Below are 14,253 nucleotides of genomic sequence, written 5' to 3'. Positions count from 1 at the left end.
TCCGCGGTGCCGGTTTCCGCGCCAGTCCCGAGGAGACGCCCCGGAGGGGCCCCACCCGCCCCACCACCGGACAGCGCGGCGGCGCCCCCGGGGGGCACGGCGCCGAAAATCAAGCCCGTCCGGCGATTGAGGACGGAACCCCCGCCCCCGGACCGGGGTGCGAGAACCGCACCGCCCGCCAGGACGGCCCCGCGCTCCCGGACCGGGGCAGAAAAAACGCCGGGTTACCGGGCCCGAAAAGGCACCCGGCAACCCGGCGGTACGTTTCTGCTGGCCGGGGCTTCAGCCCCGGACGTCAGCCTTCCTCGTGGGCAACCGCGCGACGCGCATCCGCGTCCAGCACGCCCCAGCTGATCAGCTGTTCCGTGAGCACGGACGGCGACTGGTCGTAGATCACGGCCAGCGTGCGCAGGTCGTCCTGGCGGATCGAGAGCACCTTGCCGTTGTAGTCACCGCGCTGGCTCTGGATCGTCGCGGCGTAGCGCTGCAGCGGTCCGGCCTTCTCCGGCGGGACGTGAGCGAGGCGCTCCAGGTCCAGGACAAGCTTCGGCGGCGGCTCTGCGGCCCCGCCAGGCGTCGTACCGGGCAGAAGCTCCTGCACCGGGACCCCGTAGAAGTCCGCCAGCTCGGCGAGGCGCTGCACGGTCACGGCGCGGTCGCCGCGCTCGTACGAGCCGACCACGACGGCCTTCCAGCGGCCCTGGGACTTCTCCTCCACGCCGTGGAGGGAGAGGCCCTGCTGGGTGCGGATGGCACGGAGCTTGGCCCCGAGCTGTTTTGCGTATTCGCTGGACATAAGGCTCCCCGGACGAAGTCTGGTAACTCACTGTGAGGTTACGCAGCGTTACTTGGATGCGTCAAGCCGAATGGTCCGGACCGGCACCTCCCGGGGGTGCGACCAGGGTCGGGTTCAAGCCCTGGTAACGTTGATGACGCAATTTCGACGTCCTTTAAGGTCCGTCCAGTGAGGCGGAGAAGGAGGTCCGTTTCTTATGGACGCACAGCACGAAGCCACCGGCAATGCGGCACGCCCCGTTCTGGAGGCTCCCGACGTCGCCCGGGTACTGACCCGCATCGCCCACGAAATCGTCGAACGCGCCAAGGGCGCCGACGACGTGGTCCTGCTCGGCATCCCGACCCGAGGCGTCTTTCTCGCCCGTCGGCTCGCCGACAAGCTCCAGGAGATCACCGGCCGGAAGATGCCGGTCGGCTCCCTCGACATCACCATGTACCGCGACGACCTGCGGCTGCGCCCGGCGCGCGCCCTGGCGCGTACCGAGATCCCCGGTGAGGGCATCGAGGGCTGCCTGGTCGTCCTGGTGGACGATGTTCTCTTCTCCGGCCGCACGATCCGCGCCGCGCTCGACGCGCTCGGCGACATCGGCCGGCCCCGCGCGGTGCAACTTGCGGTCCTCGTCGACCGCGGCCACCGCGAACTCCCGATCCGTGCCGACTATGTCGGCAAGAACCTCCCCACGTCGCTGCGGGAGACGGTCAAGGTCCAGCTCGCCGAGGAGGACGGCCGTGACGCCGTACTGCTCGGCGTCCAGCAGACCGCTCCGGCAGGCGAGCAGTAGCTGCACACATCCCCGTACGACGCACCGGTCGTACGACGGCTTCCGCACGCCCGCATGCCTGAACTCTCCAGGAGAACACCCAGATGAAGCGTCACCTCATCTCGGCCGCCGACCTCACCCGCGACGACGCCGTCCTGATCCTCGACACCGCCGAGGAGATGGCCCGGGTAGCGGACCGGCCGATCAAGAAACTCCCGACCCTGCGCGGCCGTACCGTCGTCAACCTCTTCTTCGAGGACTCGACGCGCACCCGCATCTCCTTCGAGGCCGCTGCCAAGCGCCTCTCCGCCGATGTCATCAACTTCTCCGCGAAGGGCTCGTCGGTCTCCAAGGGCGAGTCGCTCAAGGACACCGCGCTGACCCTGGAGGCGATGGGCGCCGACGCCGTCGTCATCCGGCACGGTGCCTCCGGCGCCCCGTACCGCCTCGCGACGTCCGGCTGGATCGACGGCGCCGTCGTCAACGCCGGTGACGGCACCCATGAGCACCCCACCCAGGCGTTGCTCGACGCGTTCACCATGCGTCGCCGGCTGGTGGGCGCCGACGCCGGCCTGGGCCGGGACCTGGACGGACGGCGGATCACCATCGTCGGCGACATCCTGCACAGCCGGGTCGCCCGCTCCAATGTCCACCTGCTGCACACACTCGGCGCCCACGTCACCCTGGTGGCCCCGCCGACCCTCGTGCCGGTGGGTGTGGAGCAGTGGCCCTGCGAAGTCAGCTACAGCCTCGACGAGGTGCTGCCGAAGTCCGACGCGGTGATGATGCTGCGTGTGCAGCGTGAACGGATGAACGCCGCGTACTTCCCGACCGAGCGCGAGTACTCCCGCCGCTACGGCCTGGACGGCGAGCGCATGGCCAAGATGCCGGAGCACGCCATCGTCATGCACCCCGGTCCGATGGTCCGCGGCATGGAGATCACCGCCGAGGTCGCCGACTCCGACCGCTGCACGGCCGTCGAGCAGGTCGCCAACGGTGTCTCCATCCGGATGGCGGTGCTCTATCTGCTGCTGGGTGGGTCCGAGCCCGCCACCACCCTTGATCGAAACGCTGCGCGCCCCGCTGATTCCGAGGAGAACAAGTAATCATGAGCAAGATCCTTATCCGCGGCGCGAAGGTCCTCGGCGGCGAGCCCCAGGACGTCCTGATCGACGGCGAGACCATTGCCGCCACCGCCCGGCAGGGCGAAATCGACTGGAGTGGCGCCGGGATCGACGCCGGCGACGCGACGGTCGTCGAAGCCGAGGGGCAGATTCTGCTGCCCGGTCTGGTCGACCTGCACACCCATCTGCGTGAGCCCGGGCGCGAGGACTCCGAGACCGTTCTCACCGGCACCAAGGCGGCGGCGGTCGGTGGCTTCACCGCCGTGCACGCCATGGCCAACACCTTCCCGGTCGCCGACACCGCCGGTGTCGTCGAGCAGGTCTGGCGGCTCGGCAAGGAGTCCGGGTACTGCGACGTGCAGCCGATCGGCGCCGTCACCGTCGGACTGGAGGGCAAGCAGCTCGCCGAACTCGGCGCCATGCACGACTCGGCCGCTGGAGTGAAAGTCTTCTCCGACGACGGCAAGTGTGTCGACGACGCGGTGATCATGCGGCGCGCGCTGGAGTACGTGAAGGCGTTCGACGGTGTCGTCGCCCAGCACGCCCAGGAGCCCCGCCTGACCGAGGGCGCCCAGATGAACGAGGGCATCGTCTCGGCCGAGCTCGGTCTCGGTGGATGGCCGGCCGTCGCCGAGGAGTCGATCATCGCCCGCGATGTTCTCCTCGCTGCGCACGTCGGCTCCCGGGTGCACATCTGCCACCTGTCGACCGCCGGCTCGGTGGAGATCGTCCGCTGGGCCAAGTCCAAGGGCTGGAACGTGACCGCCGAGGTCACCCCGCACCACCTGCTCCTCACCGACGAGCTCGTACGGTCGTACAACCCGGTCTACAAGGTGAACCCCCCGCTGCGCACCGAGGCCGACGTGCTGGCCCTGCGCGAGGCACTCGCCGACGGCACGATCGACTGCGTCGCCACCGACCATGCCCCGCACCCGCACGAGGACAAGGACTGCGAGTGGGCCGCGGCCGCCATGGGCATGGTGGGTCTGGAGACCGCGCTCTCCGTCGTCCAGCAGACGATGGTCGAGACGGGGCTCCTCGACTGGGCGGGCGTCGCCGACCGGATGTCGTTCCGCCCGGCGGCCATCGGCCGGCTCGACGGACACGGCCGCCCCGTCTCGGCCGGTGAGCCTGCCAACCTCACGCTGGTCGATCCGGCATACCGTGGAGTCGTGGACCCCGCGGGCTTCGCCTCCCGCAGCCGCAACACCCCGTACGAGGGGCGCGAGCTGCCGGGTCGCGTCACCCATACCTTCCTGCGGGGCCGTGCCACGGTCGTCGACGGGAAGCTCGCGTGACATCACTGACCCCCCTGTACCAGCTGGCCGCCGAGCAGAAGTCGGCGGACGTGACCGATTGGCCCGCCCGCATCAGCTGGGTGATCGGACTGATCGTCTTCATCGCCTTCATCTACTGGCTGATGCGCCAGGGGTGGAAGTGGCGGGGGAGCCTGCAGTCCGATCTGCCGGAGCTGCCCGCCACGCCGGAGGGGTACGCCGACGGCGAGCCGCTGCTGACGATGACCGGCCGCTACCACGCCTCGACGACCGCCGGGCAGTGGCTCGACCGGATCGTCGCCCACGGCCTCGGTACCCGCAGCCGCGTGGAGCTCACGCTGACCGAGCAGGGACTCGACGTCGTACGCCCCGGAGCAGCCGACTTCTTCGTCCCGGCCGCGCAGCTGCGTGACGCCCGGCTCGACAAGGGCATCGCGGGCAAGGTCCTCCCCGAGGGCGGCCTGCTGATCATCACCTGGGCGCTCGGCGACAAGCTGATCGACTCCGGCTTCCGCTCCGACCGCTCGGCCGAACACCCGGCCTGGGTCGACGCCATTCACCACCTCACCAGCACTACGGAAGGCACCGCACGATGACCATCTCCACCCGGGGAGCCGCCAAAGCTCCCGCCGTACTCGTCCTGGAGGACGGCCGCGCCTTCCGCGGCCGCGCCTACGGGGCCGTGGGGGAGACCTTCGGCGAGGCGGTGTTCTCCACCGGCATGACCGGCTACCAGGAGACCCTGACCGACCCCTCGTACCACCGCCAGGTCGTCGTGATGACCGCCCCGCACGTCGGCAACACCGGGGTGAACGACGAGGACCCCGAGTCCCAGCAGATCTGGGTCTCCGGCTACGTGGTGCGCGACCCCGCACGGGTGCCGTCCAACTGGCGCTCGCAGCGTTCGCTCGACGAGGAGCTGGAGCGCCAGGGCGTCGTCGGCATCAGCGGCATCGACACCCGCGCCCTCACCCGCCACCTGCGCGAGCGCGGCGCCATGCGCGTCGGTATCTTCTCCGGCGACGCGGTCGCCGACGAGGCCACGCTGCTGGCCCGAGTGCTGGAAGCCCCCGAGATGGTGGGCGCCGACCTCTCCGCCGAGGTCGCGACCAAGGAGACGTACGTCGTCCCCGCGATCGGCACCAAGAAGTTCACCGTCGCCGCTATCGACCTCGGCATCAAGGGCATGACCCCGCACCGGATGGCCGAGCGCGGTATCGAGGTGCACGTCCTGCCCGCCACCGCCACCCTCGACGAGGTGTACGCGGTCCAGCCCGACGGAGTCTTCTTCTCCAACGGCCCCGGCGACCCGGCCACTGCCGACCACCCGGTCTCCGTCATGCAGGGCGTCCTGGAGCGGAAGACGCCGCTCTTCGGTATTTGCTTCGGCAACCAGATCCTGGGCCGCGCGCTCGGCTTCGGCACGTACAAGCTCAAGTACGGCCACCGCGGCATCAACCAGCCGGTGCAGGACCGCACGACCGGCAAGGTCGAGGTCACCGCGCACAACCACGGCTTCGCCGTCGACGCCCCGCTGGACAAGGTGTCGGACACGAAGTTCGGCCGCGCCGAGGTCTCCCACGTCTGTCTGAACGACCAGGTCGTCGAGGGGCTGCAGCTCCTCGACCAGCCGGCCTTCAGCGTCCAGTACCACCCCGAAGCAGCCGCGGGCCCGCACGACGCCGCGTACCTCTTCGACCGCTTCGTATCCCTGATGGAGGGCCAGCGTGCCTAAGCGCTCCGATATCCAGTCCGTCCTGGTCATCGGCTCCGGCCCGATCGTCATCGGTCAGGCTGCCGAGTTCGACTACTCCGGCACCCAGGCCTGCCGCGTCCTCAAGGCCGAGGGCCTGCGCGTCATCCTGGTGAACTCCAACCCGGCGACGATCATGACCGACCCGGAGATCGCCGACGCCACGTACGTCGAGCCGATCACCCCCGAGTTCGTCGAGAAGATCATCGCCAAGGAGCGCCCCGACGCGCTGCTCCCGACGCTGGGCGGCCAGACCGCGCTCAACACCGCGATCTCCATGCACGAGAACGGTGTTCTGGAGAAGTACGGTGTCGAGCTCATCGGCGCCAATGTCGAAGCCATCAACAAGGGCGAGGACCGCGACCTCTTCAAGGGCGTCGTCGAGGCCGTCAACGCGAAGATCGGCCACGGCGAGTCCGCCCGCTCGGTCATCTGCCACACGATGGACGACGTGCTCCAGGGCGTCGACACGCTCGGCGGCTACCCCGTCGTCGTCCGCCCCTCCTTCACGATGGGCGGTGCCGGCTCCGGCTTCGCGCACGACGAGGAGGAGCTGCGCCGGATCGCCGGTCAGGGCCTCACGCTCTCCCCGACGACCGAGGTGCTCCTGGAGGAGTCCATCCTCGGCTGGAAGGAGTACGAGCTGGAGCTGATGCGCGACAAGCACGACAACGTCGTGGTCGTCTGCTCCATCGAGAACTTCGACCCGATGGGCGTCCACACGGGTGACTCGATCACCGTCGCCCCGGCGATGACGCTCACCGACCGTGAGTACCAGCGGCTGCGCGACATCGGCATCGCGATCATCCGTGAGGTCGGCGTCGACACCGGCGGCTGCAACATCCAGTTCGCCGTCGACCCGACCGACGGCCGGGTCATCGTGATCGAGATGAACCCGCGCGTCTCCCGCTCCTCGGCGCTGGCGTCGAAGGCCACCGGCTTCCCGATCGCCAAGATCGCCGCCAAGCTGGCCGTCGGTTACACGCTCGACGAGATCCCCAACGACATCACCGAGAAGACCCCGGCCTCCTTCGAGCCGACGCTCGACTATGTCGTCGTCAAGGCACCGCGGTTCGCCTTCGAGAAGTTCCCGTCCGCCGACTCGACCCTCACCACCACCATGAAGTCGGTGGGCGAGGCCATGGCGATCGGCCGCAACTTCACCGAGGCGCTCCAGAAGGCGCTGCGCTCCCTGGAGAAGAAGGGCTCGCAGTTCGCCTTCACCGGTGAGCCCGGTGACAAGGCCGAGTTGCTGGCCGAGGCGGTCCGCCCGACCGACGGCCGGATCAACACGGTCATGCAGGCGATCCGGGCCGGCGCCACCCAGGAAGAAGTCTTCGACGCCACGAAGATCGACCCCTGGTTCGTCGACCAGCTCTTCCTGATCAAGGAGATCGCCGACGAACTGGCCGCCGCCGACAAGCTCGGTCCCGAGCTGCTCGCCGAGGCCAAGCGGCACGGATTCTCGGATGTCCAGATCGCCGAGATCCGCGGTCTGCGCGAGGACGTCGTCCGTGAGGTGCGGCACGCGCTCGGCATCCGCCCGGTCTACAAGACGGTCGACACCTGCGCCGCCGAGTTCGCCGCGAAGACGCCGTACTTCTACTCCTCGTACGACGAGGAGAGCGAGGTCGCGACCCGCACCAAGCCCGCGGTGATCATCCTCGGCTCCGGCCCCAACCGCATCGGTCAGGGCATCGAGTTCGACTACTCCTGCGTCCACGCCTCCTTCGCGCTGAGCGACGCGGGCTACGAGACCGTGATGGTCAACTGCAACCCGGAGACCGTCTCCACGGACTACGACACCTCCGACCGCCTGTACTTCGAGCCGCTGACGCTCGAGGACGTGCTGGAGATCGTGCACGCCGAGTCCCTCGCGGGCCCGATCGCCGGTGTCATCGTCCAGCTCGGCGGCCAGACCCCGCTGGGTCTGTCGCAGGCGCTCAAGGACAACGGGGTGCCGGTCGTCGGCACCTCCCCCGAGGCGATCCACGCAGCCGAGGACCGCGGCGCGTTCGGCCGTGTCCTGGCCGAGGCCGGGCTCCCGGCCCCGAAGCACGGCACCGCCACCACGTTCGCAGAGGCCAAGTCCATCGCCGACGAGATCGGTTACCCCGTCCTCGTGCGCCCGTCGTACGTGCTCGGCGGCCGTGGCATGGAGATCGTGTACGACGAGACGCGGCTCTCCTCGTACATCGCCGAGTCCACCGAGATCAGCCCCACCCGGCCGGTCCTGGTCGACCGCTTCCTCGACGACGCCATCGAGATCGACGTCGACGCGCTCTACGACGGCACCGAGCTCTACCTCGGCGGCGTCATGGAGCACATCGAGGAGGCCGGCATCCACTCCGGCGACTCCGCCTGTGCGCTGCCCCCGATCACCCTCGGCGGCTACGACATCAAGCGGCTGCGCGCCTCCACCGAGGGCATCGCCAAGGGCGTCGGCGTGCGTGGGCTGATCAACATTCAGTTCGCGCTCTCCGGCGACATCCTGTACGTCCTGGAGGCCAACCCGCGTGCCTCCCGTACCGTCCCCTTCACGTCGAAGGCGACTGCGGTGCCGCTCGCCAAGGCCGCCGCCCGCATCTCGCTGGGCGCGACCGTCGCCGAGCTCCGCGAGGAGGGCCTGCTGCCGAGGAGCGGCGACGGCGGCACCCTGCCGCTCGACGCGCCGATCTCTGTCAAGGAGGCCGTCATGCCGTGGTCGCGGTTCCGCGACATCCACGGCCGCGGCGTCGACACGGTCCTCGGCCCGGAGATGCGCTCCACCGGTGAGGTCATGGGCATCGACTCGGTCTTCGGCACGGCGTACGCCAAGTCGCAGGCCGGCGCGTACGGCCCGCTGCCCACCAAGGGCCGTGCCTTCATCTCCGTCGCCAACCGTGACAAGCGCTCGATGATCTTCCCGGCCCGTGAGCTGGTCGCCCACGGCTTCGAGCTGATGGCCACCTCCGGCACCGCCGAGGTCCTCAAGCGCAACGGCATCAACGCCACCGTCGTGCGCAAGCAGTCCGAGGGCGAGGGGCCGAACGGCGAGAGGACCATCGTCCAGCTCATCCACGACGGCGAGGTCGACCTGATCGTCAACACGCCGTACGGGACGGGCGGCCGCCTCGACGGCTACGAGATCCGTACGGCGGCCGTGGCCCGCGCGGTGCCGTGCCTGACCACGGTCCAGGCGCTCGCCGCCGCGGTCCAGGGCATCGACGCGCTCACCCACGGAGACGTCGGCGTACGTTCCCTCCAGGAACACGCGGAACGTCTGACCGCGGCCCGCGACTAGGGCGCGTTTCGAAAGTCCCGTCTGCCGGGCGGCGTCCGGTACGCACGCTCCGGACGCCGCCCGGCCCGCCCCGCGGGCGGACGACGCTACTTTCGAAACAAGCCCTAGGCAGCCCAGCAGGGGGACACCGGAAACGGTGTCCCCCTCTCTGTGAGGACACTCCCATGTACAAGTTCTTCTTCCGGCTGGTCTTCAAGCGGATGGACCCGGAGCAGGCCCACTACCTGGCCTTCCGGTGGATCCGCCTCGCGGCCCGCATCCCCGTCCTGCGCACCTTCGTCGCCGCGGTGCTCGCCCCCCGCTACAAGGAGCTGCGCACCGAGGCCCTCGGTCTGCGCATGCACGGCCCGTTCGGTCTAGCCGCGGGCTTCGACAAGAACGCCGTCGCGATCGACGGCATGTCGATGCTCGGCTTCGACCACATCGAGATCGGTACGGTCACCGGCGAGCCGCAGCCCGGCAACCCCAAGAAGCGCCTCTTCCGCCTCGTGGCGGACCGTGCGCTGATCAACCGCATGGGGTTCAACAACGAGGGCTCCGCGGCCGTGGCCGAGCGCCTGGCCGCCCGTAACCCCGTCTTCCGGACGACGGTCGGCGTCAACATCGGCAAGACCAAGGTCGTGCCGGAGGCCGAGGCCGTCGGCGACTACGTGAAGTCCACCGAGCGGCTCGCCCGCCACGCCGACTACCTCGTCGTCAACGTCTCCTCGCCCAACACGCCCGGTCTGCGCAACCTCCAGGCCACCGAGGCGCTGCGCCCGCTGCTCACCGCCGTACGCGAGGCGGCCGACCGGACCGTCACCGAGCGCCGGGTCCCGCTCCTCGTCAAGATCGCCCCCGACCTCGCCGACGAGGACGTCGACGCGGTCGCCGACCTCGCGGTCGAGCTCGGCCTGGACGGCATCATCGCCACCAACACCACCATCGCCCGCGACGGTCTCGGGCTGAAGTCCTCACCGTCGCTCGTCGAGGAGACCGGCGGACTCTCCGGAGCGCCCCTCAAGGCGCGCTCCCTGGAGGTCCTGCGGCGCCTCTACACGCGGGTCGGCGACGAGATCACCCTGGTGGGCGTCGGCGGCATCGAGACCGCCGAGGACGCCTGGCAGCGGATCCTTGCCGGCGCCACCCTCGTCCAGGGCTACAGCGCCTTCATCTACGAGGGCCCGTTCTACGCCCGTGCGATCCACAAGGGCCTGGCCGCACGCCTCGCCGCTTCCCCGTACGCCACCCTCGCCGAGGCCGTCGGCGCCGAGACCCGGAAGGCCACGAAGTGACTCTTGAACCGTTCGGCGCACGACTGCGCCGCGCCATGGACATCCGCGGGCCGCTCTGCGTCGGCATCGACCCGCACGCCTCGCTGCTCGCCTCCTGGGGTCTGAACGACGACATCGCGGGCCTGGAGCGCTTCACCCGCACCGTCGTCGAGGCGCTGGCCGACCGGGTGGCCGTCCTCAAGCCGCAGTCCGCGTTCTTCGAGCGGTTCGGCTCGCGCGGCATCGCCGTCCTGGAGAAGGGCGTCGAGGAGGCGCGGGCGGCCGGCGCGCTCGTCCTGATGGACGCCAAGCGCGGCGACATCGGCTCCACCATGGGCGCCTACGCGGAGACCTACCTGGACAAGGACTCGCCGCTGTTCTCCGACGCGCTCACCGTCTCGCCGTACCTCGGCTTCGGCTCGCTGCGCCCGGCGCTCGACGCGGCCGTCCTCTCCGGTGCGGGGGTCTTCGTCCTCGGACTCACCTCCAACCCCGAGGGCGCCGAGGTGCAGCGCGCCACCGCCGCGGACGGCCGGTCGCTGGCCCAAGTGATGCTCGACCACGTGGCCGGCGAGAACGAGGGTGCCGAGCCGCTCGGCTCGGTCGGCGTCGTGATCGGCGCCACGCTCGGCGACGCGGGCGTGGATCTGGCGGTCAACGGACCGCTGCTGGCCCCCGGGATCGGCGCCCAGGGTGCCACCCCCGCCGATCTGCCGGGTGTCTTCGGTGCCGCGGTGGGCAACGTGCTGCCGAGCGTGAGCCGGGGCGTGCTGCGCCACGGACCGGACGCGTCCGGGCTGCGCGAAGCCGCCGAACGGCTCACGGACGAGGTCCGTGCAGCCGTTCAGGAAAACTGACCATGCCATGTAACAGCGTGTTGACGGAATCATGACCTGAAAACTCGGTTGTTATGTCTGAAATGTCCTGGTCGGCTGAGGCTGACCAGGACTTTTCGTCTGTTCTCGCTGACTCCGGCGGCCTTGGCCGCTAGTCTCCGACGAGAGCCAACGTGCACAGGTTGTTCGTTGCTCACCAGGTGTGGGGCGACTAGGTTCCTCACTGGTCCGTATCCGACAGATCGACATCCGAGGTGACGTAGGCGTGGCTCTTCCGCCCCTTACCCCTGAACAGCGCGCAGCCGCGCTCGAAAAGGCCGCCGCGGCTCGCCGGGAGCGGGCCGAGGTCAAGAATCGACTCAAGCACTCCGGCGCCTCGCTCCACGAGGTCATCAAGCAGGGCCAGGAGAACGACGTCATCGGCAAGATGAAGGTCTCCGCCCTTCTGGAGTCCCTGCCCGGCGTGGGCAAGGTCCGCGCCAAGCAGATCATGGAGCGGCTCGGGATCTCCGAGAGCCGCCGTGTGCGGGGTCTCGGCTCCAACCAGATCGCTTCCTTGGAGCGAGAGTTCGGCGGCTCCGCCGCCTGACGTTCTCAGGCACCCCTGAGAACGGGGATAATCGCTCCATGGCTGCAACATCCCGGGGGACGTCCCCCGTACCCCCGGACGTACGTCCGCGGCTGACCGTGCTCTCCGGCCCCTCCGGTGTCGGCAAGAGCACGGTCGTCGCTCACATGCGAAAGGCGCACCCCGATGTCTGGCTCTCGGTGTCGGCGACGACCCGCAAGCCGCGCCCGGGGGAGCGCAACGGTGTCCACTACTTCTTCGTGGACAACGACGAGTTCGACAAGCTGATCGCCAACGGCGAACTGCTGGAGTGGGCCGAATTCGCCGGTAACCGGTACGGCACACCGCGCCGCGCTGTGGTCGAACGCCTCGACGCGGGCGAGCCGGTTCTCCTGGAGATCGACCTCCAGGGCGCCCGGCTGGTCCGCCAGTCGATGTCCGACGCGCAGCTGGTCTTCCTCGCCCCGCCGAGCTGGGACGAGCTGGTGCGCCGGCTCACCGGCCGCGGGACCGAGGCGCCCGAGGTGATCGAGCGTCGGCTGGCCGCCGCGAAGATCGAGCTCGCCGCCGAATCGGAGTTCGATACGACGCTGGTCAACACCTCCGTCGAGGACGTATCACGTGAGCTGCTAGCCTTGATGCTTCAGGCTTCCGCCCGCCGTGACAGCAGCGCCTGAACCAGCCGAACCGGAGCACCACCCCGGCGGAATCCGCAGTATCAAAGATTTCTTTGATCTTTACCCCCTTCGGAAGGCAGAGAGTGTCCTCTTCCATCACCACGCCCGAGGGCATCATCAACCCGCCGATTGATGAGCTCCTTGAGGCCACCGACTCGAAGTACAGCCTTGTGATCTACGCCGCCAAGCGTGCGCGTCAGATCAACGCGTACTACTCGCAGCTCGGCGAAGGTCTCCTCGAGTACGTCGGTCCGCTCGTCGACACCCACGTGCACGAGAAGCCGCTCTCGATCGCGCTCCGCGAGATCAACGCGGGCCTGCTGACCTCCGAGGCCATTGAAGGCCCCGCTCAGTAAGCAGGAACAAAGCACCTTCACCACAGGCCCGGCGGCCACCATCGCCGGGCCTGTGGTGTGTCCGGGGGCGTGGCGGTGCCGTCGGTGCCGTGAGGCAGCATGGGGGTTGTACGTGTCCGAGTACGTACCCGAGTGCGGGGAGACGCAGTGGAGAAGCCGAAGGTCGTTCTGGGGATCAGCGGGGGTATCGCCGCCTACAAGGCGTGCGAGCTGCTGCGACGGCTGACCGAGTCCGGTCATGACGTACGGGTCGTCCCGACCGGATCCGCGCTCCAGTTCGTGGGCGCCGCCACCTGGTCGGCGCTCTCCGGCCACCCGGTGTCGACCGAGGTATGGAACGACGTCCACGAGGTGCCGCACGTCCGCATCGGGCAGGGTGCCGACCTCGTCGTGGTCGCCCCCGCCACCGCGGACGTGCTCGCCAGGGCCGCCCACGGTCTCGCCGACGACCTGCTCACCAACACGCTCCTCACCGCTCGCTGTCCGGTGGTCTTCGCGCCCGCCATGCATACCGAGATGTGGGAGCACCCCGCCACCCAGGAGAACGTCGCCACGCTGCGCCGACGTGGAGCCGTCGTCATCGAGCCCGCCGTCGGCCGGCTTACCGGCGTCGACACCGGCAAGGGCCGGCTGCCCGATCCCGGTGAGATCTTCGAGGTCTGCCGCCGGGTGCTGGCCCGCGGGCCCGTCGCGCCGGACCTGGTGGGCCGCCATGTGGTGATCAGCGCGGGCGGTACGCGGGAGCCGCTCGACCCGGTCCGCTACCTCGGCAACCGCTCCTCCGGGAAGCAGGGGTACGCGCTGGCCCGTACCGCGGTCGCCCGCGGGGCCAGGGTCACGCTCATCGAGGCCAACACCGGACTGCCCGATCCGTCGGGTGCCGACGTCGTACGGGTCGGCACCGCGGTGCAGCTGCGAGAAGCGGTGCTGAAGGCCGCGTCCGATGCCGATGTCGTGGTGATGGCGGCCGCGGTCGCCGATTTCCGCCCGGCCGAGTACGCCGAGGGGAAGATCAAGAAGAAGGACGGCCAGGAGCCTGCGCCGATCCTGCTCGTCCGTAATCCGGACATCCTCGCCGAGGTCTCCGCCGAGCGGGCGACGCCGGACCAGATCGTCGTCGGGTTCGCCGCCGAGACCGACGACGTGCTCGCCAACGGCCGCGAGAAGCTCCTGCGCAAGGGCTGCGACCTGCTCGTCGTCAATGAGGTGGGGGAACGCAAGACCTTCGGCTCCGAGGAGAACGAGGCAGTGATCCTGGCGGCCGACGGCGGCGAGACTCCCGTGCCGTACGGCCCCAAGGAGGGGCTCGCCGACACGGTCTGGGATCTCGTGTCGGCACGCTTCTCGTTCCAGGCGTGATTAAGCTCTCAGATCGGTGAAAAAACATCCATACCCGGGCGTCAGTGGCTTCTCCGCAGGGTGATTCTCGTACCGTGGGCATCAGTGCCGCGGGTCACAGAACTCCCAAAGGGCGAGATACGTGGTCCGGCAGGTGGCGGCGACCGATAAACTGTTCCCGGATCGTGCCGGGCGCAGCTCCCGGCCGTCCGCCAATGATCAGCCAGCAGCC

13 protein-coding genes are annotated in these 14,253 nt (G+C 69.4%); 12 read left to right on the top strand and 1 reads right to left on the bottom strand.

Annotated features, from left to right (window positions below; genetic code table 11):
• Positions 1 to 295 precede the first annotated feature (295 nt).
• Positions 296 to 796: a transcriptional regulator BldD gene (bldD, locus tag ACNPQM_RS31985; RefSeq protein WP_014044812.1), complete on the bottom strand. Its 501-nt coding sequence runs from the start codon at positions 794 to 796 to the stop codon at positions 296 to 298.
• 196 nt (positions 797 to 992) lie between these two features.
• Here bldD and pyrR point away from each other — a divergent pair, with 196 nt between their 5' ends.
• The 12 genes from pyrR (at position 993) to coaBC (ending at position 14,042) form a co-directional block, all read left to right on the top strand.
• Positions 993 to 1,577, top strand: coding sequence for a bifunctional pyr operon transcriptional regulator/uracil phosphoribosyltransferase PyrR (gene pyrR / locus ACNPQM_RS31980; RefSeq protein ID WP_358860743.1), 585 nt, complete (start codon positions 993 to 995; stop codon positions 1,575 to 1,577).
• 83 nt (positions 1,578 to 1,660) lie between these two features.
• The gene (locus ACNPQM_RS31975) at positions 1,661 to 2,662 is read left to right on the top strand and encodes an aspartate carbamoyltransferase catalytic subunit (RefSeq protein ID WP_358860742.1); all 1,002 of its coding nucleotides are present in this window, start codon (positions 1,661 to 1,663) and stop codon (positions 2,660 to 2,662) included.
• 2 nt (positions 2,663 to 2,664) lie between these two features.
• Complete coding sequence (locus ACNPQM_RS31970; RefSeq protein ID WP_358860741.1) at positions 2,665 to 3,978, top strand: dihydroorotase; 1,314 nt, start codon at positions 2,665 to 2,667, stop codon at positions 3,976 to 3,978.
• Positions 3,975 to 4,553, top strand: coding sequence for a hypothetical protein (locus tag ACNPQM_RS31965; protein ID WP_358860740.1), 579 nt, complete (start codon positions 3,975 to 3,977; stop codon positions 4,551 to 4,553). Before ACNPQM_RS31970 ends, ACNPQM_RS31965 begins: the two co-directional genes overlap by 4 nt.
• On the top strand, positions 4,550 to 5,692 hold the full coding sequence (gene carA / locus ACNPQM_RS31960; RefSeq protein ID WP_358860739.1) for a glutamine-hydrolyzing carbamoyl-phosphate synthase small subunit: 1,143 nt from the start codon (positions 4,550 to 4,552) through the stop codon (positions 5,690 to 5,692). The genes ACNPQM_RS31965 and carA overlap by 4 nt, the downstream gene beginning before the upstream one ends.
• On the top strand, positions 5,685 to 8,993 hold the full coding sequence (carB, locus tag ACNPQM_RS31955; protein WP_358860738.1) for a carbamoyl-phosphate synthase large subunit: 3,309 nt from the start codon (positions 5,685 to 5,687) through the stop codon (positions 8,991 to 8,993). Before carA ends, carB begins: the two co-directional genes overlap by 8 nt.
• A gap of 164 nt (positions 8,994 to 9,157) precedes the next feature.
• Complete coding sequence (locus ACNPQM_RS31950) at positions 9,158 to 10,267, top strand: quinone-dependent dihydroorotate dehydrogenase (RefSeq protein WP_418086686.1); 1,110 nt, start codon at positions 9,158 to 9,160, stop codon at positions 10,265 to 10,267.
• Complete coding sequence (gene pyrF / locus ACNPQM_RS31945) at positions 10,264 to 11,103, top strand: orotidine-5'-phosphate decarboxylase (protein ID WP_358861685.1); 840 nt, start codon at positions 10,264 to 10,266, stop codon at positions 11,101 to 11,103. Before ACNPQM_RS31950 ends, pyrF begins: the two co-directional genes overlap by 4 nt.
• Positions 11,104 to 11,347: 244 nt before the next feature.
• A complete protein-coding gene (locus ACNPQM_RS31940) occupies positions 11,348 to 11,671 on the top strand; it encodes an integration host factor (RefSeq protein WP_014157387.1) in 324 nt (107 codons plus the stop codon).
• Positions 11,672 to 11,709: 38 nt separating this feature from the next.
• Positions 11,710 to 12,327, top strand: coding sequence for a guanylate kinase (gene gmk, locus ACNPQM_RS31935; protein ID WP_358861686.1), 618 nt, complete (start codon positions 11,710 to 11,712; stop codon positions 12,325 to 12,327).
• Between the two features lie 83 nt (positions 12,328 to 12,410).
• Positions 12,411 to 12,683, top strand: a complete 273-nt coding sequence (gene rpoZ, locus ACNPQM_RS31930) for a DNA-directed RNA polymerase subunit omega (RefSeq protein WP_003970369.1) — start codon at positions 12,411 to 12,413, stop codon at positions 12,681 to 12,683.
• 147 nt (positions 12,684 to 12,830) lie between these two features.
• Positions 12,831 to 14,042: a bifunctional phosphopantothenoylcysteine decarboxylase/phosphopantothenate--cysteine ligase CoaBC gene (gene coaBC, locus ACNPQM_RS31925; RefSeq protein WP_418086685.1), complete on the top strand. Its 1,212-nt coding sequence runs from the start codon at positions 12,831 to 12,833 to the stop codon at positions 14,040 to 14,042.
• Positions 14,043 to 14,253: the final 211 nt, after the last annotated feature.

The sequence above is a fragment of the Streptomyces sp. NPDC056231 genome, assembly GCF_048270745.1.
In the GTDB taxonomy this organism is placed as follows: Bacteria; Actinomycetota; Actinomycetes; order Streptomycetales; family Streptomycetaceae; genus Streptomyces.
Note: the sequence above shows the minus strand (reverse complement) of the source record. Positions and strands in the feature narration are given on the sequence as shown.

Coding starts and splice junctions, on each gene's coding strand:
- carA (WP_358860739.1), top strand. CDS start 4,550: ATGACCATCTCCACCCGGGGAGCCGCCAAAGCTCCCGCCGTACTCGTC.
- pyrR (WP_358860743.1), top strand. CDS start 993: ATGGACGCACAGCACGAAGCCACCGGCAATGCGGCACGCCCCGTTCTG.
- bldD (WP_014044812.1), bottom strand. CDS start 796: ATGTCCAGCGAATACGCAAAACAGCTCGGGGCCAAGCTCCGTGCCATC.
- ACNPQM_RS31950 (WP_418086686.1), top strand. CDS start 9,158: ATGTACAAGTTCTTCTTCCGGCTGGTCTTCAAGCGGATGGACCCGGAG.
- ACNPQM_RS31975 (WP_358860742.1), top strand. CDS start 1,661: ATGAAGCGTCACCTCATCTCGGCCGCCGACCTCACCCGCGACGACGCC.
- ACNPQM_RS31970 (WP_358860741.1), top strand. CDS start 2,665: ATGAGCAAGATCCTTATCCGCGGCGCGAAGGTCCTCGGCGGCGAGCCC.
- gmk (WP_358861686.1), top strand. CDS start 11,710: ATGGCTGCAACATCCCGGGGGACGTCCCCCGTACCCCCGGACGTACGT.